This is a genomic window from Ruegeria sp. Ofav3-42, assembly GCF_022347725.1.
GTDB lineage: Bacteria > Pseudomonadota > Alphaproteobacteria > Rhodobacterales > Rhodobacteraceae > Ruegeria.
Window position 1 is genome coordinate 63,875 of record NZ_JAKRGB010000013.1, and the last position, 19,766, is coordinate 83,640.

The 19,766-nt window shown below is 58.1% G+C and carries 15 protein-coding genes; 7 read left to right on the forward strand and 8 right to left on the reverse strand.

What is annotated here, in order from left to right:
* Nucleotides 1-7 precede the first annotated feature (7 nt).
* From MHN28_RS18030 to MHN28_RS18060, 7 genes are all read right to left on the reverse strand, one after another.
* Entirely contained in the window at nucleotides 8-964 is a 957-nt protein-coding gene (locus MHN28_RS18030; RefSeq protein WP_239343964.1) for an ABC transporter ATP-binding protein, read from the reverse strand.
* Nucleotides 961-1,938, reverse strand: coding sequence for an ABC transporter ATP-binding protein (locus MHN28_RS18035; protein WP_239343965.1), 978 nt, complete (start codon nucleotides 1,936-1,938; stop codon nucleotides 961-963). The genes MHN28_RS18030 and MHN28_RS18035 overlap by 4 nt, the downstream gene beginning before the upstream one ends.
* 4 nt (nucleotides 1,939-1,942) lie before the next feature.
* A complete protein-coding gene (locus tag MHN28_RS18040; RefSeq protein WP_239343966.1) occupies nucleotides 1,943-2,845 on the reverse strand; it encodes an ABC transporter permease subunit in 903 nt (300 codons plus the stop codon).
* Entirely contained in the window at nucleotides 2,845-3,852 is a 1,008-nt protein-coding gene (locus MHN28_RS18045) for an ABC transporter permease subunit (protein WP_239343967.1), read from the reverse strand. Before MHN28_RS18045 ends, MHN28_RS18040 begins: the two co-directional genes overlap by 1 nt.
* A complete protein-coding gene (locus tag MHN28_RS18050) occupies nucleotides 3,852-4,946 on the reverse strand; it encodes a Xaa-Pro peptidase family protein (protein WP_239343968.1) in 1,095 nt (364 codons plus the stop codon). Before MHN28_RS18050 ends, MHN28_RS18045 begins: the two co-directional genes overlap by 1 nt.
* A 67-nt stretch (nucleotides 4,947-5,013) precedes the next feature.
* Nucleotides 5,014-6,597, reverse strand: coding sequence for an ABC transporter substrate-binding protein (locus MHN28_RS18055; RefSeq protein WP_239343969.1), 1,584 nt, complete (start codon nucleotides 6,595-6,597; stop codon nucleotides 5,014-5,016).
* A 229-nt stretch (nucleotides 6,598-6,826) separates the two neighbouring features.
* Nucleotides 6,827-7,786 (reverse strand): LysR family transcriptional regulator, encoded by a 960-nt coding sequence (locus tag MHN28_RS18060; protein ID WP_239343970.1) that lies wholly within the window; start codon nucleotides 7,784-7,786, stop codon nucleotides 6,827-6,829.
* A 305-nt stretch (nucleotides 7,787-8,091) separates the two neighbouring features.
* Here MHN28_RS18060 and MHN28_RS18065 point away from each other — a divergent pair, with 305 nt between their 5' ends.
* From MHN28_RS18065 to MHN28_RS18075, 3 genes are read left to right on the forward strand one after another with little or no spacing between them, the layout of a single operon-like run.
* A complete protein-coding gene (locus MHN28_RS18065; protein WP_239343971.1) occupies nucleotides 8,092-11,823 on the forward strand; it encodes a CHRD domain-containing protein in 3,732 nt (1,243 codons plus the stop codon).
* A gap of 59 nt (nucleotides 11,824-11,882) precedes the next feature.
* Nucleotides 11,883-13,640, forward strand: coding sequence for a type I secretion system permease/ATPase (locus tag MHN28_RS18070; RefSeq protein ID WP_239343972.1), 1,758 nt, complete (start codon nucleotides 11,883-11,885; stop codon nucleotides 13,638-13,640).
* Nucleotides 13,637-15,007, forward strand: a complete 1,371-nt coding sequence (locus tag MHN28_RS18075; RefSeq protein ID WP_239343973.1) for an HlyD family type I secretion periplasmic adaptor subunit — start codon at nucleotides 13,637-13,639, stop codon at nucleotides 15,005-15,007. The genes MHN28_RS18070 and MHN28_RS18075 overlap by 4 nt, the downstream gene beginning before the upstream one ends.
* Nucleotides 15,008-15,088: 81 nt before the next feature.
* On the opposite strand, the gene MHN28_RS18080 is transcribed toward MHN28_RS18075, so the two are convergent.
* The gene (locus tag MHN28_RS18080; protein ID WP_239343974.1) at nucleotides 15,089-15,706 is read right to left on the reverse strand and encodes a TetR/AcrR family transcriptional regulator; all 618 of its coding nucleotides are present in this window, start codon (nucleotides 15,704-15,706) and stop codon (nucleotides 15,089-15,091) included.
* A gap of 207 nt (nucleotides 15,707-15,913) precedes the next feature.
* Between MHN28_RS18080 and MHN28_RS18085 the strand changes: the two genes are divergently transcribed.
* From MHN28_RS18085 to MHN28_RS18100, 4 genes are all read left to right on the forward strand, one after another.
* Entirely contained in the window at nucleotides 15,914-16,843 is a 930-nt protein-coding gene (locus MHN28_RS18085; RefSeq protein WP_239343975.1) for an AEC family transporter, read from the forward strand.
* 102 nt (nucleotides 16,844-16,945) lie between these two features.
* Entirely contained in the window at nucleotides 16,946-17,779 is an 834-nt protein-coding gene (gene fghA, locus MHN28_RS18090; protein ID WP_239343976.1) for an S-formylglutathione hydrolase, read from the forward strand.
* Nucleotides 17,780-17,782: 3 nt separating this feature from the next.
* The gene (sthA, locus tag MHN28_RS18095; RefSeq protein ID WP_239343977.1) at nucleotides 17,783-19,240 is read left to right on the forward strand and encodes a Si-specific NAD(P)(+) transhydrogenase; all 1,458 of its coding nucleotides are present in this window, start codon (nucleotides 17,783-17,785) and stop codon (nucleotides 19,238-19,240) included.
* Nucleotides 19,237-19,692 carry a YaiI/YqxD family protein gene (locus MHN28_RS18100; protein ID WP_239343978.1) on the forward strand — a complete coding sequence of 152 codons (456 nt, stop codon included), beginning with the start codon at nucleotides 19,237-19,239 and terminating at the stop codon, nucleotides 19,690-19,692. Before sthA ends, MHN28_RS18100 begins: the two co-directional genes overlap by 4 nt.
* Nucleotides 19,693-19,766: the final 74 nt, after the last annotated feature.

The following is a 19,766-nucleotide window of genomic DNA, read 5'->3' on the forward strand; positions in this document are numbered from 1 at the left end:
GCTCTTGTTATTCCAAAGGATGCAGGCACGCCACCTGATGCGTGGTCCCGCTTAGCTCTGGCGGAGCTACCCGGCATTCTTCGGTCGCAAGCCAGCAGCGTTGTGCAAATGCACAGCCTTTTGGGATGTTCATGGGGGACGGAAGCTCACCTTCCAGCTTGATGCGATCTTTCCGCGCGTCTGGGTCTGCCCGTGGTGTCGTCGACAACAATGCCTTTGAATACGGGTGCCGCGGTGCTGCGAACAACTGTTCCTTCGGGGCCTTCTCAACCGCGCGCCCCAGATACATGACAATCACATCATCGGCGAAGTGCTTCACCACGGACAGGTCATGCGAGATGAACAGATACGCCAGATTCAGTCTTTCCTGCAGTTCGACCAGAAGATTCAGGATTTGTGACTGGATTGAAACGTCCAGCGCTGAAACGGGCTCGTCCAATACCAGAACCTTGGGATTGAGCATCAGGGCGCGCGCGATGGCGATGCGCTGACGCTGACCGCCCGAGAACATATGCGGATAGCGGTCGTAATGCTCGGGGCGCAAACCCACGAGGTCGATCATTTCGCGAGCGCGGTTTTCACGGTCCGCAGCCGACATTTCAGGACGGTTGATAATCAGCGGTTCCTGCAGGATCTGCCCGATCCGCTGCCGCGGATTGAGTGAGCCATAAGGGTCCTGAAACACGATCTGCACAGTTTCGCGCATCTCAGCCCATTTCGACGGGGTAATGTCGATACCGTCGATGGTCAGAGTACCCGACGTTGGTTCCTCGATCATTGTCACCACACGTGCCAGTGTCGATTTCCCGCAGCCGGATTCCCCCACGATTGCCAGCGTTTTTCCCGGCTTCAGGTCAAAATCCACACCGGATAGCGCCTTGACCGTTGCCGATTTCGACAGCAACCCGCCTTTTACAATGTAATGCCGGGCCAAGGCGTTCGCCTGAACGATAGGTGCGGTCATACCAGTTCTCCGGCGGTTATCTTCTCGACATGGTGGCAGCGGGCTTTACCGAACTCAACGCTGTGTGGGATTGGCGGGGTGCTCCGACACAACTCGTCCGCGTATTTGCATCTTGGGCTGAACAGGCACCCTTTGGGACGGTCGAACTGGCCCGGAACAACGCCGGGAATGGTCGGCAACATTTTTGAGGTAGCTCGTTCGGGCAGCGCACTTAGCAGTGCAGATGTATAGGGGTGGCGCGGAGTTCGGAACAAATCACGGACAGGCTGCTCCTCAACCTTTTGGCCTGCATATTGCACCTGAACGCGTTCAGCCGTTTCGGCGACGACGCCCATGTCATGCGTGATCAGGACCAGCCCCATGCCCTGCTCATCCCGTAGCCGCATCAGCAGGTCCAAAATCTGCGCCTGGATCGTCACGTCCAGGGCCGTTGTTGGTTCATCTGCAATCAACAGCTTGGGTTTGCAGGCGATCGCCATCGCGATCATCACGCGCTGGTTCATGCCGCCAGACATCTGGTGCGGAAAGGTGTTCAGTCGGCTTTCGGGCGCGGGAATGCCGACCTGATCGAACAGTTCAATCGCGCGCTGGTGCCGCTCTTTCCGGTTCAGGCCCAGATGAATGCGCAGCGCTTCCTTGATCTGGAAACCGACAGTGAAACAGGGGTTCAGCGAGGACATCGGCTCCTGAAAGATCATCGCGATGTCCTTGCCGATAATGTCGCGACGATCCCGCGCCGAAATCTGGGTCAGATCGATGCCTTCAAAGCGCAACTCGTCGGCTGTAATCGTCGCGGTCCACGGCAGCAGGCCCATCAGAGCCAGCATCGACACCGATTTGCCAGACCCGCTTTCGCCGACAATGGCCATCAACTCGCCTTTGTTGACCGAAAGGTCAACGCCATCCACGGCGCGGAACTTGCCCGAAGCGGTGGCGAATTCGACGGTGAGGTTTCGGATATCCAAAAGGCTCATATCGTCAGCTCCGCTTCAGTTTCGGGTCCAGCGCATCGCGCAGACCGTCGCCCATAAGATTGATCGCCAGCACTGTCACGAGGATGGCCAGCCCCGGGAAGGTCACCACCCACCAGGCACGCAGAATGAACTCGCGCGCTTCGGCCAGCATGGTGCCCCATTCGGGCGTGGGTGGTTGAGCCCCCATGCCCAGAAAACCAAGGGCGGCGGCGTCCAGAATGGCGGTCGAGAACGACAACGCCGCCTGCACGATGATAGGGGCCAGACAATTCGGCAGCACGGTCTTGAACATCAGCCGCGCTTTACCCGCACCGGCCACCCGGGCCGAGGTGACATAGTCCTTTTGCCGTTCCGCCAGAACAGATGCCCGGGTCAGGCGTACGTAATGTGGCTGAAACACGATGGCGATCGCGATCATCGCATTGGTCAGCGACGGGCCGAGGATTGCGACCAGAACCAGTGCCAGCAACAGCGAGGGGAAGGACAGAATAATGTCCATTATCCGCATGATTAGCGTGTCGACCCATTTGGGCGCAAATCCGGACAGTAGCCCAATAATCACACCGCCAGTTACCGCGACACAGACCACGACGATGCCGACGAAGAACGAGTAGCGAGAGCCCATGATAAGGCGCGACAGCATATCCCGGCCCAGCGGGTCGGTACCCAGAGGAAAGGTCCAGCTACCGCCCTCCTGCCAGGCGGGTGGCTGCAGAATGTGGTCGCGAAATTGCTCGGTCGGATCGTAAGGCGCCAGCAAAGGTGCAAAGGCCGCGCAGAACACGAAGGCGGAGAACACCCACAGCCCCATGACGGCGCCGCGGTTTTCGCTGAAGTAGAACCAGAACTCACGCAGCGCGCTGGGGCGGTCCTCGGTTTTGGGTTGGGTTGCGGACAGTTCAGCCATCACCGCCTCCGGATTTTGGGATTGATGACGCCGTAGAGGACATCGACCAGCAGATTCACCAGCATCACGATCACGGCAATCATCAGCAGGCCACCCTGTACAACCGGGTAGTCACGGCGGAAAATACTGTCGACCATCCATTTTCCGATACCGGGCCAGCTAAAGATCGTCTCGGTCAGGATTGCGCCCGCCAGCAGAGTGCCGACCGACAGACCAATTACCGTAACAACCGGGATCAGCGCATTGCGCAGTGCGTGTAGCCCATTGATCCGTGTCGGCGACAGGCCCTTGGCGCGGGCGGTTCGAATATAATCTTCGCCCAGAACTTCCAACATGGCCGACCGGGTTTGACGTGCGATCACGGCAAGCGGGATGGTCCCCAGCACGATCGTTGGCAGGATCAGGTGCCGCACGGCCGAGCCGAACGCCCCCGGCTGGCCCGAAAGCAGGCTGTCGATCAGCATAAAGCCGGTAACGCTGGGAAAGTAATACAACAGGTCTATCCGGCCCGAAACAGGCGTCCAGCCCAGATTGCCGGAGAACACGATAATCAGTAGCAGCGCCCACCAGAAGATCGGCATGGAATATCCAACCAGCGCGGACGACATCAGCGCCCGGTCAAAGAACTTGCCCCGGTTTACCGCCGCGATCACGCCGGCGGGCAGCCCAAGCGCCACAGCAAAGATCATCGCGCAAAGCGACAGCTCCAGTGTGGCAGGGAACAAGGCAAAGAATTCATCCCAAACGGGTTTCTTGGTGACAAAGCTCTCGCCCAGATCGCCGCGCAGAACGCCCACTAGGTAGTCCCAATACTGCTGCAGAACCGGTTTATCGAAGCCCAGTTTTTCGACCATCTCCTGATAGCGTTCTTCGGTCATGCCCCGTTCACCGGCCATGACGATAATGGGATCGCCCGGCAAAACCCGGATGAACATGAAAGAGATCAGGGTCACGCCCAAGAATGTCGGTATGAACATACCGAGGCGGGTAAGTAAGTAGCCAAACATCAGCGACCTATGATTGTTAGATCTTTGGGAAAGCTGGTCAGCGACCGGCAGCCATTTTCGGTTACCAATACATCATCTTCGATGCGAACGCCGAAATTGTCCAGATCATAAAGGCCCGGCTCGTTCGTCCAGACCATCCCTGCAAGGATTTCCTGATCATTGCCGCGCATGATGTATGGCGCCTCGTGTACGTCGCGACCCAGCCCGTGACCCGTTTTGGTACGAATACGATCAGCGTAGGGCGAGGCCTCAAGCACGCTGATTACTGCATCGTCGATGTCATGAGCAGCTACGCCCGGACGACAGGCCTCGAATCCTGCAAGATTTGCGCGTAGAACGGTGTCGTAGACCGCCCTACCCTCATCCGAGACCTCTTCGACAAAGAATGTGCGCGTGATATCGGCGGCAAATCCGTGCTTGCGGGCACCGAAATCGAACAATAGCGCATCGCCCGGTTTGATTTGATAATCCGCCCGCGCCTTGCCATGCGGGCGAGCCGAGTTATCCCCGGCGGCGACAATCGGTGAGAAGGCCAGCGAGGCCGCGCCTTCGGCAAATAAGGCCTGGATGAGTGCCTGTTCGATTTGCTTCTCGGTCTGACCGACGCGAACGTCCGCGATCACACGATCAAGCGCGCGTTCTGAGATATCGATGGCGGCTTGCAGCGCCGCGATATCTTCATCGGTTTTGATGATCCGCAGGCCGGAAATCTCTCGTTCGGCGTCGACGATACGCAGGTCTGGCAGCGCTCGGGTGAACGCCTTTGATACGAAAACCCGCATGACCTGACCTTCGACGGCCAGTGATCGCAACGGCATAAACTCGGCAAGTGCAGAAAAGGCGTCGTCATATCCGGTCTGATCGCGCCAATCAAAGACTGCGCCTTCGAAACCGACCAATTCCCATGACCCCAATTCCAGATTGGGCACAACTGCTGCCGGTGTCCCTTCGGCCGGGATCATGACCACAAAGGGCCGTTCGTGACTCATGAAGGGTTTTCCCAAAGCGCGGGTAAAATTCGGGCCGGGCACCAGTGCCACGGCATCTACTGACATGTCCTTTGCCAGTTGACGGTACTCGGACAAATCCGGCATTCAGGCCGACCTCCCATAAAAGAAGCCGGAGCCACCGGTTCGGCGGCTCCGGCCAGTGAGTGGTGATTTATTCGACGCTCACACCATAGAAGATGTGGCCGCCCAGCGGGTGCACCTTGTAGCCCTGAACCTTGTTGCTCATCGGCATGTAAACAACCGAGTGCGCGATGGTCGCCCACGGGGCCTGCTCTTTGAAGATAACCTGCGCCTCTTCGTACAGTTTGGTACGCTCAGCCTGATCGGTGGACTGCTTAGCCTTCAAGATCAGATCTTCGAACGGCTCGTGGCACCACTGTGCACGGTTCGACGCTTCGCGGCCGTCGCAGCCGAGCAGAACCGCCAGGAAGTTGTCTGGGTCGCCGTTGTCACCTGTCCAGCCCAACAGAACCGCACCATCCCGGTTCAGTTCTTTCGAACGCGACAGATACTCGCCCCATTCATAGGACACGATTTCAACGTCTACGCCGACCTTGGAAAAATCTTCCTGGATCAGTTCGGCCATACGACGTGCGTTTGGGTTGTACGGACGCTGCACCGGCATTGCCCAGACCTTCATCGACAGGTCAGAAACACCCTCGGCCTCCAGCATCGCTTTGGCCGCTTCAGGATCGTAGGCGTCGTCGGTTATAGCCTCGTTGTAGCTCCACATGGTCGGCGGAATCGGGTTCTTGGCAACCTGACCCGAGCCCTGGAACACAACGTCGATGATGGCGTTCTTGTCGATTGCCATGTTCAGCGCCTTACGAACGTTCGGGTTGTCGAACGGCGCCATGGTGGTGTTGTAGGCCAGATATCCGACGTTCAGACCTTCCTGCTCCATCATGTTGATGTCAGCGTCATCCTGCATCGCCTGTATGTCGGCGGGGTTCGGATAGGGCATGATGTGGCATTCGCCAGCCTTCAGCTTCTGATAGCGAACCGAGGCATCCGGAGTGATCGCGAAGATCAGGTTTTCGACATCCGCCGGGTCTTTCCAGTAGTCGGCATTCTGGGCATAGCGGATCACAGCGTCTTTTTGATAAGCCACGAACGAGAACGGGCCGGTGCCGATCGGCGCGGTGTTCAGTTTTTCCGGTGTTCCCGCTTCCATCATCGCATCCGCATACTCTGCGGACAGGATTGATGCGAAATCCATCGCCATGTTGGCGACAAACGGAGCCTCGGGCTTGGCCAGAGTGAACTTCACGGTGTAGTCGTCGATCTTTTCGATGGACTCGACCAGATCGGGCATACCCATACCTTTGAAGTATTCCCAGGTTCCGCCGGAAACTTGGTTATAGGGATGGCCGTCATCCTTCTGACGCATGAACGAAAAGATCACGTCGTCGGCGTTGAAATCACGGGTCGGCGTAAATTCGTCATTCGAATGGAACTTGACGCCCTGACGCAGCTTGAACGTGTATTCCAGACCGTCATCGCTAGCTTCGACACTCTCTGCCAGACCCGGGATCACGTTGGTCGTACCTGTTTCAAATTCAAGCAGGCGATTATAGATCGGGTGCGATGACGCATCAAAAGTGGTTCCGGCCGTAAACAGCGCCGGATCGAACCCTTCAGGTGAACCTTCTGAACAATAAACCAGCGTGTTTGCCTGCGCGGCCGCGCTGGACAGGGCAATTGCCGCTGTTGCAGCCAATAGTCTAAGTTTCATGATTGTCTCCCAGAAATATTTTCGTTCGGCCTTCGCGTTGCTTTTTTTTGCCAAGCAATCAAAGACGACTCTCATCGCCGCGAAATCTGTGCTCAATGTATCCAAAATACAAAATCCATTGTCAACTCACTTTGAGAGCCTGAACAATTCGCGGAATCAACGACGCGCGATGCGGCCTTTCGCATGTCCAATGCGGGAGCGACGGGCGAACGAAGCCGAGGCTGACGGGTCACTGGGAGAAGGTTGGCGTCACACCGACCGGAGGGTTGTCCTGAATATACGCGCCTATACGGTTCAGCAAGGGTCGCCTCGGGCATCCGGGGCGGGTGGCTGCACCAAGGTTGCGCAGGTGACCGGGGGCATCAAAAGGGATGAAGCATATCGGCCACTTGTCCCGTTTGAACTGTTCTGCTGCCAATGCCGAAACGATAGTACAATCGTCCGAGTGGCAAATATGCCGGCAGATCGTCTCAAATCTCAGTGCGCTCAGATCAAACCGCTTGCGGACCCGGATCGCCGGATCGGATTTGGGCAGGCGGTCTTCAAGCTCATAGCCAAAGCTGTGCGGCAGCCGGATGAAGTCATGCGGTGGCACGTCCTCGGGCGCGATGGACGGCAGAGTGCACAACGGGTGTCCTTCGCGCAGGGCCAGAAACAGCGGCTCAGTCCAGATCGACGTGAAGTCCAGCGCCGCATTGTGGTTGACCTTAGCCACTAAGGCCAGATCCAGCCGGTGGTCCTCGATCATTTCCAGCATGTTCTGTGGAAGGTCCTCGATCATCGTCACACGCATCCGCGGGAAGAGATCGCTGAACAGTTCAGCGAAATACTGCGTCAGATATGGCGCCAGGGTTGGGGTCATGCCGATCCGGAAAGGAACCGCCTCGGGATCGCGAAACTCGGTCGCTGTATCGCGAATTTTCTGAGCATCGGAAAGTATGCTGTCAGCGATCCTAAGAATACGCTGACCAAATGCGGTCGGCCGCACTTCGTTGTTGAGGCGCAGAAACAGTTCTACACCCAATTCCTGCTCAAGCTTCTTGATCTGGTTCGACAACGCGGGCTGCGAAACGTTGCAAGCCACCGCCGCCTGACTGAACTGGCCATGCTTTGCTATGGCGAGCACGTATTCCAAATCCCTGAAATTCATCCGCTCAATCTCTCTGCGGTCGTGCAAAAGTCGGCTCAAAGCCGCTCTCTTCATACCGCAAAGCAGCCGCTGCTGCAGGAAATCCCGATCAATTCCACTGACAAAACTGTCAACCGGCGCATGCGAATAGAATTTCGCGAAAGGCCATAACGCCGTAACGCGATGATTTTTGGGCATGTAAACATGTCAGTTCTCACGAAGATCGTGAGTATTCGCGTTGGTTATAACACCGATTTGCAGGATGAATTTCAGCAGACCCCGGGTGCCGTCTACCCCTTTGCTACGTGGAACGCCCAGACAATCGGGCGGGCTGCCAAACGTAACAATTACTGACGGAGTACCCCATGCTGTCCCAACTTCTGGCAAGCCTGCGCGCCCGTCTCTTGACCACGTCTACCCTGGCACAAGAGACAACCCGCGATGGCCAAACCCTATTTAACAACTTCTTTCAAAGTACGGTGGTTGATGACACCCCGGCCTTTGTTCTGGCAAACGATTTTTCCCGCCTGCTGAACTTTGGAGAGATCGTTACCAACAACGCCGTTGCAGCCGTTCAGGCGCAGGGCGAGGATGTCGATGTCTTTAACTTCCGCTCGGGCCGGATCGAGGCCAACAACGGACCCGATGCGCTGGCAACCGGCGTTCAGGTCACCGGCAGTGCGAGCGTGCGCAACTTTGGTGAGATCGTAGGCGAATTCAACGGTGTTCAGTTTGCCGGGGGCGGCAGCTCGGGCAGTCTGGATAATTTCCGTGGCGGCGTAATCAGTTCGGACAGCCGAGCGGTGGACATTCAAGGTCAGGGTATCGATGTACGCAACTTCGGCGACATCGTTGGTACCGGGGATCAGCGCAACGGTACGATCTACACCAACAGCACAGCCGAGGACGTTTCGATTTCGAACTTCTCGGGCGGCACGATTGATGCGGGCGAAGGCAATCAGGGTGCTGGCATCTCTCTGCAAATCGGTGATGAGATTGGTGACCGTGTTGAAACAGACGTTTTCAACGGTTTTGGCGCGACAATCCAGGGTCGTGGCCAAGCGGCGGCGAATACCGGTCTGGCTGGTGACGGTATCCGCATCGACGATGGCGCGGAAGGCACCATTCTGGAAACCGAGATCGTCAACAGTGGCCTGATCTCAACCGAAAGCAATCAGGGCACCGCCGCGGGCATCCGCATCGCTGATGGTGCAAACACTGAAGGTGAGATCCTGAACACCTCGACCGGTGTGATCGAAGGTCCACGCAATGGCCTGTACGTCGGCAATGGCGAACATGATCTGGACGTTTTGAACTTTGGAACCATCCAGTCCGGCAGCCGCGCGGTAAACATCGACGGTTCGGGCGTTGATCTGATCAACGGTGGCGACATTCTGGGCACCGGTGATCAGCGCAACGGCACCGTTTATGCCGATGACACCGCACGTGATTTCTCGATCAGCAACCTTGCGACAGGCTTGATCGACGCGGGTGAGCACAATGACGGTGCGGGTATCTCGCTGTCGCTGGCCGAAGATGGCAATGGCGAGGTCGAGGTCCAGAACGCCGGCACCATTTCGGGGCGCGGTAACGCAGGCGCCGGTCTGGGCACTGCCAGTGATGGTATCCGTCTGGAAGGCGCACGGCTGGAAGGCGGAGGATTTGGCTCTGCCCTGTTCGACGGCACGATCACGAATAGCGGCTCGGTCACGTCGGAAGGTGCAAATGGAACCGTTGGCGCATTCCGCGCAGTAAACAACGTCAATTTCCAGGGAGAGTTGATCAACGAAGCGACCGGCGTTTTCGCAGGTGTTCAGAACGGCGTTTACTTCGGCAACGGTGACCATACCGGCGGATCGTTTGTAAACCGAGGCACGGTGTCGTCAGACAGCCGCGCACTGAACATCGACGGCACCGGCTTGCAGGTTGAAAACGAAGGTTCCATTTTGGGGACTGGCGATCAGCGCAATGGAACGGCCTATGCCGACGGCACGGCGGATGACTTTGCGGTCTCCAATTCTGGCCGGATCGATGCTGGCGACTGGAACCAGGGCTCGGGCTTTGGCGCTGAAATCGGCGGGGCAGCGGACGGGGCGAACACCTTCACGCTCGACAACACGGGCATCATCCAGGGCCGCGGCAACGCGGGTGCAGCAACGTCACTGGCTGGAGATGGTGTGCGTATTGGCAATGTCGGCAATGTGGGCACGACCGATGCAACAATCACCAACACTGGTGAAATCGCGTCGGAAGGTGCCAACGGAACCGTGGCCGGGGTACGCGTGGTCAATGGTGTGAACTTCCAGGGCACACTCACCAACGCGGGTATCATTTCGGGCGTCCAAAACGGTGTCTACTTCGGCACTGGTGATCACGCAGGTGGTTCTTTCGTGAACGAAGGTCTCGTGTCTTCGGATAGCCGCGCGCTGAACATCGATGGCGATGGCCTCGAAGTTGAAAACTCGGGAACGATTTTTGGCACGGGTAACCAGCGCAATGGCACCGTCTATGCTGATGGCACTGCCGATAACTATACCTTTACCAACACCGGTCTGGTCGATGCAGGCGAAGGTAACAATGGTTCCGCTATCTCGCTGCAAACCGGTGATCTGTCTGGCGACATTGTTTCAGCTGCGATCCTGAATGATGGCGTCCTGCAGGGCCGTGGCGACGCGGTTGAAGGCAATCAGGTCGGCGACGGTCTGCGCCTGTTCACCAGCCAGGATGATGCGTCCTTTGCTGGCGTTGTCGTCAACGAAGGCCTGATCGCCGGGTCCGAAGGTTCGGGCGCCGCGGCAGGTATCCGCGTGGACGGTGGGTTGAACCTGTTGGGAGCGATCCTGAACGAGGGCGAAATCCGCGGCACGGTCAATGCGATCGATGCATCAGATGCCGGTGACGTGACCATCGTCAACGACGACGAAGGCGTGATCAACGGCAATGTCCTGCTGGGCGAAGGCAATGACATCTTTGTCGATCTGGGCACCACCAATGGTGACATCAACGGGGGCGCTGGCGATGACGTACTGATCGCAGGCAATGCAAATAACGTCCTGACCGGCGGTCTGGGCAACGACTTCATCGACGGAGGCGAAGGCACCGACACGGCCGACTTCTCGGATCTGGATGTCGCGGTTGAGGTTCGTCTTGACGCCAACGGCAACGGCACCGCCACGCGCGATACCGGTTTCAACGTCTCGATCGAGAATGCGGCTGTTGACGCACCCGATCAGTTTGGCGCGAACATCCCGGACGGCGGCTGGTTTGTGGAAGAGGCAGTTCAGGGCAACCTGTACTACAACATCCACACCACCGACTTCCCCGCCGGGGAAATTCGCGGGCAATTGCTGGTCGACAGCGATGTGACCCAGAATGGCATCCGCACAGTTTCGCTGAGCGGCGGTCTGGACGCAGCGCAAGAGCCTGGGCCGACATCGGACAGCGAGGCCACCGGCAACGCAACCGTTGTCATCACCCAAAACCTTGCAACAGGCGAAGTCGCCTATTCCAGCGAGCTGAGCGTCGTAGGCCTGAACGAAGCCGATCTGAACACGCCGACCCCCGGTGTTGTATCGGCCATCCATCTGCACAATGCACAGTCCGGTGTGAATGGCCCTGTTGTTCAGGACACGCTGCTGGATGCTGGCGCCACGCTGGATGTCGACGCGACCGGCGGAACCGGTGTCATCGGGCAGGACGTGATCGAGAACCAAGTCGAAACTGACGTTCTGTTTTCGATCGAAAACGTCATCGGCTCAAACGATGGTGACGTGATTGTCGGCAGCGATCAGCAGAATGTCCTGAATGGAGCGGATGGCGACGATCTGTTGAACGGTGAGGGTGGCAATGACGTCCTGATCGGTGGCGCAGGTGCAGATACCTTCCTATTCCAGGGCACCTTCGGTGACGACACTGTCACAGACTTCGAAACAGGTTCGGACAGAATTCAGATCGGCGATCTGGGTCCTGACTTCGACGGCGGTCCGAACACCGTTCAGGATGGTGAGGACACGGTGATCAGCTTCGGCGACGCCGGGTCTATCCGCCTTGCCGGCGTCGATGTCGCCGACCTGAACGAAAACGACTTCATCGTTTAACCGACCAATGGCGGGGCGGCCCAGGTCGCCCCGTTTGCCCAACCGGAAAGGGTTCCCCGATGTTCCAGAAAGCCAATCCCGTCAAAACCGCCTGGGGCTCGCTGCGCAAAGGATTTGTTGCGGTGGCCTTTTTCAGCCTGTTTCTGAACCTTCTGATGCTGGCCGGACCGCTCTACATGCTGCAGGTCTATGACCGTGTTCTAACCAGCCAGAATTTCGATACGCTGATCGCCTTGTCCTTATTGCTGGCCGGGGTGTTCATCGTGGTCGCATGCCTCGACCTGACACGCATGCGCATCCTTGGCCGTCTGGCCGCCCGCTTTGAACTCGGTGTCGGTGCTCCGGTCCTTGGCGCCGCCATGCGTCGCCGCGTACAAGGAGAGAGCGAAGCCGGAGAAAACCTTGTTGAAGATGTGAACGGTTTTCGCGAGTTCATTTCGGGCACCACTCTGACAGCATTTTTCGATGCGCCGTGGATTCCGCTATATCTTTTGGTTCTTTTTGTACTGCATCCTTATCTGGGCCTCCTTGGATTGGTCGGAGCGCTGACGCTGACAGTTATGGCGCTGATCAACAACGCCCGCGCCCGCTCACCCATGCAATTGGCGTCACAAGCGCGCGGACGTTCGGACGCTCTTTTCAGTACAAGTGACAAACACGCCGAATTGGTCCATGCGCTTGGCATGGAATCCGATCTGCGGCGACGCTGGACTTCGCTTCAGGCAGACGCCCATCAGCACAAAACCCGAGCTGCCGATCGGGTCGCCAGCTTTTCCGTGTTGTCCAAAACCGTTCGGATGGGCTTGCAATCGGCCATTCTGGGCCTTGGTGCAGCACTTGCCATCACCGGTGAAACCACCGCAGGCGTCATGATTGCCGCCACCATTGTTCTTGCCCGCGCCCTGGCACCGATCGACCAGTTGATCGGCCAGTGGCGCACATTTCTGGCTGCGCGCGGATCTTATTCCAAGCTAAAAAAACTGACTGAAGAGTTTGCTGAAACACCGCCCAACCTGCACCTGCCCCGGGCGTTCAAGTCTTTGGACGTCAGGATTGCACAGGCTGGACCACCGAGCGCTGTAAATGCCTCGCTCCGCGGGATCGACTTTAGTCTCGCGGCCGGGGACGTGCTGGCCATTATCGGACACAGCGGCTCGGGCAAGACCACGCTGGGTAAGATGCTCGCCGGGGTCTGGCACCCGCAAAGGGGTGAGATTTTGCTGGATGGCACCCCAATGTCCAAATGGAATCAAGAAGATCTGGGCAAGCAGATCGGCTACCTGCCCCAAGATGTCGAATTGTTTGACGGCACAATTCGTGAAAACATCGGGCGGTTTTCCATTGCGATCGACGACGCCGAAGTCCTGCGCGCTGCACGCGAAGCTGGGGTGCACGAGATGATCAGCAGCCTGCCGGACGGGTACGACACCCGTATCGGTCGCGGTTTCTTTTTGTCCGGTGGCCAACGTCAGCGGCTGGCGCTGGCTCGGGCACTTTACGGTGATCCGTTTGTACTGATCCTGGATGAACCGAACTCGGATTTGGATTCCGAAGGTGAACAGGCCCTGCGTGACGCGATTATTGCTGCTCAGGCACGCGGCGCGATCACAATTGTCATGACCCACCGTCCGGCAACTTTGCAGGCCGCTAACAAGGTCATGGTCCTGCGCAACGGTTCCCAGACGCAGTTCGGGGAAAAGGACGATATTCTCAAGGTCAATCGCCGAAATGTTCTGAACAATCCCGCGCAAACTGATGCGCAAGAACAAGCGTTTCGCCCGACCAAAGCAACCCCGATCACCGGAGCCGCCCAATGACACATTTGACTCGACGCTCTCACCCCCTCAACGCCGTCGCCGTGCACGACCCAGAATTCGTGGAATTTGCGGACGGTTCCTCGGGGATCAAACGCTATGTCCTGTTCGGGCTACTTACATTGGGGGCCTTTGTCGGAGGCAGCGCCTACTGGGCTTTCGCCTCAAAACTGGATGGGGCCGTAGTCGCGCCCGCTTCGTTCGTCGTCGAGGGTGACCGCAAAACGGTCGAGCATCTGGACGGGGGCATCATAGACTCGATCCTTGTCGCAGATGGTGAATTCATCAAAGCCGGTCAGCCCCTCGTGCGGCTTGACAGCACGGAAATTGACGTAGAGCTGAGCGTTCTGGGCAGTCAGTTGGGTGAATTGTCCGTACGCCGCGCACGTCTGTTGGCGCAGATGAGCGGGAACGAACTGTTCGACGAACCTACGGCTTTGGCAGGGTTCCGGGAGGGCATGGACCGCCTGCATTGGGTGTCCCCATACGTGACCCAGAAACAGCTGTTCGACGCCGAAGCCCGCGCCAGAAGGACAGAAGCGCAAATCAACGCGCAGCGCATTCAGGGCCTGCGCAACCAGATCGCCGGGCTGAATGAACAGCGCGGTGCCACTCAAAACCAGATCGATATCACCCAAGTCGAACTTTCCAACCTTCAATCCTTACTGGCCAAGGGGCTGGTCGCCGTCACGCGGGTCAGCGCGCGGCAGATTGAGCTGGAACGTCTGGGTGGAGTCGACGCGTCACTGCGCACCCAGATTGCTCAGTCCGAGGACCAGGTGCAGGAGTTGCAGCTGTCTCTGATCAGTCAGCAAAAGCTGCGCGATGAAGTGATTGCCGGAGAGCTGGCCGTGGTCGATGCTCAACTTGATCTGATCCGGTCACAGTTCATGGGCGTATCAGAGCGGCAGAAACGGACGCAGGTTCTGGCCCCAACCAGTGGACGTGTCGTCAATCTGGCCGTGTCCACGACTGGCGGCGTCATTCGGCCGGGCGAACCGATCATGGATATTGTGCCCGCCAATCAGGCGCTGATCGTCGAGGCGCGGATTAATACCGGAGACATAGACAAGTTGCAGATTGGCCAGACGACACGCGTACGTCTGTCAGCCTTCGCGCAAGCCGATGTACCCGAAGCCAGCGGCCGTATCTTTGACATTTCAGCCGACGCGCTGGAGGATGATCGCACCGGCGAGCCCTACTTCAAGGCGCGGGTGAAACTGGACGCCGATCAACCCATCGAAGTTGCCGCACTGGACCTGGTGCCGGGAATGCCTGCCGATCTGTTCGTGAATACCGGTGAGCGGGCGGTGATCAGTTACCTGTCGCAACCGATCCGCGACCGGCTGGCCAAAACCTTTATCGAGTGAACGGTCGAGCCCGTGGCCGGTTGCTGGTTACGGGCTCAATTGCTGACGTGTTTCCGTCAAAGCCTTGCGAAGTTTGAATGTTCAGACGCCGTATCGGGCCATGAACATATCGACGGCCTGCAATGCAATTTCGTCAATTTCCGCCTTGGAAAAGCTCTTTTGGACGCCGATCGCAGCGCGGGTCCAGATCCTGACCTTACACAATTCGCTGAACTGCTCGGCGGCCAACTGAAGATCGTCAATCGCCAGTTCGCCCTTGTTGACCGCTTTCTCCAGATACTCGACCATCTTGCGCTGGCCATTTTGCGGACCGGCTTCGTAGAAAGTCTGACCAAGCTCAGGAAATCTGCTGCGCTCGGCAATGCAAATGCGGAACATTTGTTGCGAGAAATCCGAGACCAGAAATGCGGTCAGCTCTGTTGCAGCGATCATCATGACTTCGCGCGCTGGTTTGCAGTCGTCGACCATGGCCACGACGTTTTCTGCCATCCGTTTGCACTCGACCTGTGCCACCTCCATGAACAAAAGGCGCTTGTCAGGGAAGTAGCTGTACAACGTGGCCTTCGAAACCCCGGCGGCGCGGGCAATATCATCGACACTTGCACCTTCGAAACCGTCCGCCATAAAAACCTCTCGGGCTCCGCGCAGTACCTGATCAAATTTTCGGCCTGTACGCAGGATGGCGGTTGCTTCGGTCATGTGCTCTCCTTGGGGTGTATGGGTGACAAATGTATAAACCGTTCAGTTCAGATACAACGATTCGCACGTGTTCAGAGTGTGCGATAACCTGAATGACGCAAGGTTCCCCTCTGAGAGACCCCGCGAAATCTCAAACCAAGACTTCAAAGCCAAGCAACCGGGCAGGCTAGACTTGCGGCCCGCAAAATCCGTGCTACCACTCTGGGCATGGTCGATATCTTCCTGCGCACACTGCCCTTTTTCGCGATCATCGGCCTGGGATACTGGGCCGGGCGCAGTCGGTTTTTCTCGGAAGAGGCCACCGCCTATCTGACCAAGTTCGTTTTCTACTTTGCCCTGTCGGCGATGTTGTTTCGCTTTTCGGCCACCCTGCCCTTTGCCGAGATTTTCAACGCCCGGTTGGTTGTGGGCTATCTGATCGGCACCGCTGCCGTGTACGCGCTGGCCACTCTTGTCGCCTGGATACGACGGCTCGACATTCCAACTGCTGCGGTCGAGGCGCAATGCGCCGCAATCGGCAACGTGGGCTTTCTGGGTCTGCCCATGCTGGCGCTGCTGTTTACCGAAGCGGCCATTGGCCCGGTGATGTTGGTTCTGACTGTCGATCTGGTGGTGTTTTCATCCCTGATCGTCATCCTGATCAACGGTGGGCGGGATGGTCGGTTGACGCCCGCAACCTTTCGTCTGATCGGCATCGGTCTGCTCAAAAACCCAATGATCGTGTCGATTTCTGCAGGCCTGCTCTGGTCTGCATTCCGGGTCCCTGTTCCGGCCCCCCTGAACGATTTTCTTACGATTTTGGGCGGCGCAGCCACGCCGGGTGCTCTGTTCGCGATCGGAGCGTCTCTGGCCAGCAAATCCGCCGAGCGCGTTCAGATCGCCGGATGGTTGAGTTTTTGCAAACTGGTCGTCCATCCCGTCTGCGTTGCTGTGGTTCTGCTCTGGCTTTTGCCGGTGGCCACCTTCCCAGCGTCCGTCGCCATCGCCGCCGCTGCATTGCCGGTGGCGGGCAATGTCTACATGCTGGCGGCGCACTACGGTGTCGCTCCGCACAGGGCATCTGCCGCCATCCTTTTGTCCACGGCGGCCAGTATTCTGACTGTGCCTCTAGTCATTGCCTGGGTTGGCACACCCTGATCGCCAGCTTGTGAAAAATAGCCACGGGCAAGGCACTCAGTCTTTACGTATTGGCCGTGTAAGGATAGCCATGGCGCAAACCCAACGTAAGGACAAAACCAAATGGAAACCCTTTCGGAAAATGCATGTTTTGGAGGCGTTCAGGGCGTCTACCGCCACGCCTCGACCGCGTGCAAGTGCGACATGACCTTTGGCCTGTTCCTACCGGCCGAGGCCACAGATGGTCCGGTGCCGGTCCTGTGGTACCTGTCCGGCCTGACCTGCACCCATGAAAACGCCATGACCAAGGCAGGTGCTCAGGCATGGGCGGCAGAACAAGGCATTGCCGTGGTGTTTCCTGACACGTCGCCGCGTGGTGAAGGGGTTGCTGATCACGAAGACTACGACCTGGGTCAGGGAGCAGGGTTCTATGTGAACGCGACGCAAGAGCCCTGGGCGCCGCATTTCAACATGTGGGACTACGTGGCCGAAGAGCTGCCTGCGCTACTGCTCGAGAACTTTGCCATCGACGGCGACCGTCAGGCCATCACCGGGCATTCCATGGGCGGTCACGGAGCGTTGACGCTGGCCATGAACCTACCGGGCCGGTTCCGGTCCGTGTCGGCCTTTGCACCGATTTCCAACCCAACCGGTGCGGATTGGGGTCGCAAGCAATTGAGCGCCTATCTGGGCGATGATCAGTCAGTATGGGACAATCATGACGCTTCGGTACTGATGAGAGAAAAAGGTTTTGATGGCCCGGTTCTGATCGACACCGGTGCCAATGATCAGTTCATTGACCTTCTGCGCCCTGAAACTTTAGCACAGGCGATCGCCGAACGGCGCCAGCAAGCGACATTCCGTCTGCAGCCGGGCTATGATCACTCATACTTCTTCGTGTCGACCTTCATGGAAGACCACATCACCTTTCACGCCGAGGCGCTGTACGGAGACTGAGGCATGAGCAAGTACGACTACGACCTGATCATCATCGGGTCTGGCCCTTCGGGGCGTTCGGCGGCGATTCAGGCAGGCAAACTGAAACGCCGTGTTTTGGTGATCGACCGCAAGGACAGGTTTGGCGGCGTGTCGGTGCATACCGGCACCATTCCGTCAAAGACCCTGCGCGAAACGGTGCTGAACCTGTCGGGCTGGCGCGAGCGCAGCTTTTATGGCCGTTCCTACCGGGTCAAGGATCAGATCCGGGCCGAGGACCTGAAGGCCCGTCTTCACATGACGCTGGACCACGAGGTTGATGTGCTGGAGCATCAGTTCAACCGCAACCACGTGGAAACTCTGAACGGGCTGGCCAGGTTCATAGGTCCGCACGAGGTCGAAGTTGCCACCGACGCAGGCGAAACCACACGCCTGACGGCTGCGAAGTTCCTGATTGCCACCGGCACCAAGACGTACCGCCCGGATTATGTACCGTTCAACGGCAAGACTGTTGTGGACGGGGATGATTTTCTGGAAATGGCGGAAATTCCACGCTCGCTGGTCGTGATCGGTGCCGGGGTGATTGGTGTGGAATATGCCACCATGTTCTCGGCGCTGGATGTGCGGGTGACGCTGATCGAACCACGGGACACCTTCCTCGACTTTATCGATAGCCGCTTAATCCACGATTTCACCCATCAGATCCGCGAAAACGGCGTGGATCTGCGGCTTGGATCGGCCGTGGAAAAGATCGAAGATGCAGGCAGCCACGTTGAGGTGACACTGGATAATGGCCGCCATGTCCGGGCCGAGATGTTGCTGTTCGCCGCCGGCCGCATGGGCGCGACGTCCGCATTGAATCTGGAAGCCGTCGGACTGGAAACAGACCATCGCAACCGGATCAACGTCGATCGCAAGACCTATCAAACCGCCGTACCGCACATCTATGCGACCGGCGATGTGATCGGACACCCATCTCTGGCTTCCACCTCGCTGCAACAGGGCCGAGTTGCTGCCTGCCATGCACTGGAAACCCCAACCCTGCCGGAAAGCCCCTGGTATCCGTATGGCATCTATTCGGTCCCTGAGATTTCCACCTGCGGCATGTCCGAGGAGGAGTTGCAGGAACGTGGCATTCCCTACGAGGTCGGCGTAGCCCGGTTTCGCGAAACCTCGCGTGGGCATATCATGGGGTTGGAGCACGGTATGCTGAAGATGCTGTTCTCGCTGAAAACCCGCCGGGTTCTGGGCGTGCAGATTGTCGGCGAAGGCGCGACCGAGTTGATCCACATTGCGCAGGCAGTTCTGAATCTGAAGGGCACCGTGGATTACTTCGTACAGAACACGTTCAACTATCCGACCTTGGCTGAAGCCTATAAAATCGCGGGTCTGGACGCGTTCAACCGGATGCCGATCCCTGAAGAGTTCAAGGTCCGAAAGAAGGCTTCCGAACCCGTCAAGAAAGAGGCGAAGAAAGCGTGACAACCCTTTACGTCGATGGTGATGCTTGCCCGGTGAAGGCCGAGGCCGAACGTGCTGCCACACGGCACAAGGTCCCGATGGCTCTGGTCTCGAACGGAGGGCTTCGGCCATCAGCAAACCCTCTGGTGCAGGTTGTGATTGTATCAGAGGGCGCGGATGAAGCGGACAAATGGATCGCTGAACGCTGCGGCCACGGGGACGTTGTAGTCACGTCAGACATCCCGCTGGCTGCAAAATGTGTTGAGGCCGGCGCGCGCGTCCTGCGCCCAAATGGCGAAACGTTCACGGCAGCAAACATCGGGCAACAGCTGGCGATGCGCGACCTGATGGCTGATCTGCGCGCCGCAAACCCGCTGGGCGTCGGAGGTGGCGGCAAACCGTTCGGCAAGGCGGATCGATCCCGATTTCTGGATGCGTTGGAACGGGAATTGAGGGCAGCGCAGCGCGGTTAGTGCTCCCGCCCGTCAGAGTCGCATCGAAGATGCGCCTTCTCCGGTTGGGCCAAGCAGCGCTGCGCGCTGCGGTC

Excerpts from the sequence above, each read along its gene's own strand:
- MHN28_RS18030 (WP_239343964.1), bottom strand. The coding sequence starts at position 964 with ATGACCGCACCTATCGTTCAGGCGAACGCCTTGGCCCGGCATTACATT.
- MHN28_RS18035 (WP_239343965.1), bottom strand. The coding sequence starts at position 1,938 with ATGAGCCTTTTGGATATCCGAAACCTCACCGTCGAATTCGCCACCGCT.
- MHN28_RS18040 (WP_239343966.1), bottom strand. The coding sequence starts at position 2,845 with ATGGCTGAACTGTCCGCAACCCAACCCAAAACCGAGGACCGCCCCAGC.
- MHN28_RS18045 (WP_239343967.1), bottom strand. The coding sequence starts at position 3,852 with ATGTTTGGCTACTTACTTACCCGCCTCGGTATGTTCATACCGACATTC.
- MHN28_RS18050 (WP_239343968.1), bottom strand. The coding sequence starts at position 4,946 with ATGCCGGATTTGTCCGAGTACCGTCAACTGGCAAAGGACATGTCAGTA.
- MHN28_RS18055 (WP_239343969.1), bottom strand. The coding sequence starts at position 6,597 with ATGAAACTTAGACTATTGGCTGCAACAGCGGCAATTGCCCTGTCCAGC.
- MHN28_RS18065 (WP_239343971.1), top strand. The coding sequence starts at position 8,092 with ATGCTGTCCCAACTTCTGGCAAGCCTGCGCGCCCGTCTCTTGACCACG.
- MHN28_RS18070 (WP_239343972.1), top strand. The coding sequence starts at position 11,883 with ATGTTCCAGAAAGCCAATCCCGTCAAAACCGCCTGGGGCTCGCTGCGC.
- MHN28_RS18075 (WP_239343973.1), top strand. The coding sequence starts at position 13,637 with ATGACACATTTGACTCGACGCTCTCACCCCCTCAACGCCGTCGCCGTG.
- MHN28_RS18080 (WP_239343974.1), bottom strand. The coding sequence starts at position 15,706 with ATGACCGAAGCAACCGCCATCCTGCGTACAGGCCGAAAATTTGATCAG.
- MHN28_RS18085 (WP_239343975.1), top strand. The coding sequence starts at position 15,914 with ATGGTCGATATCTTCCTGCGCACACTGCCCTTTTTCGCGATCATCGGC.
- fghA (WP_239343976.1), top strand. The coding sequence starts at position 16,946 with ATGGAAACCCTTTCGGAAAATGCATGTTTTGGAGGCGTTCAGGGCGTC.
- sthA (WP_239343977.1), top strand. The coding sequence starts at position 17,783 with ATGAGCAAGTACGACTACGACCTGATCATCATCGGGTCTGGCCCTTCG.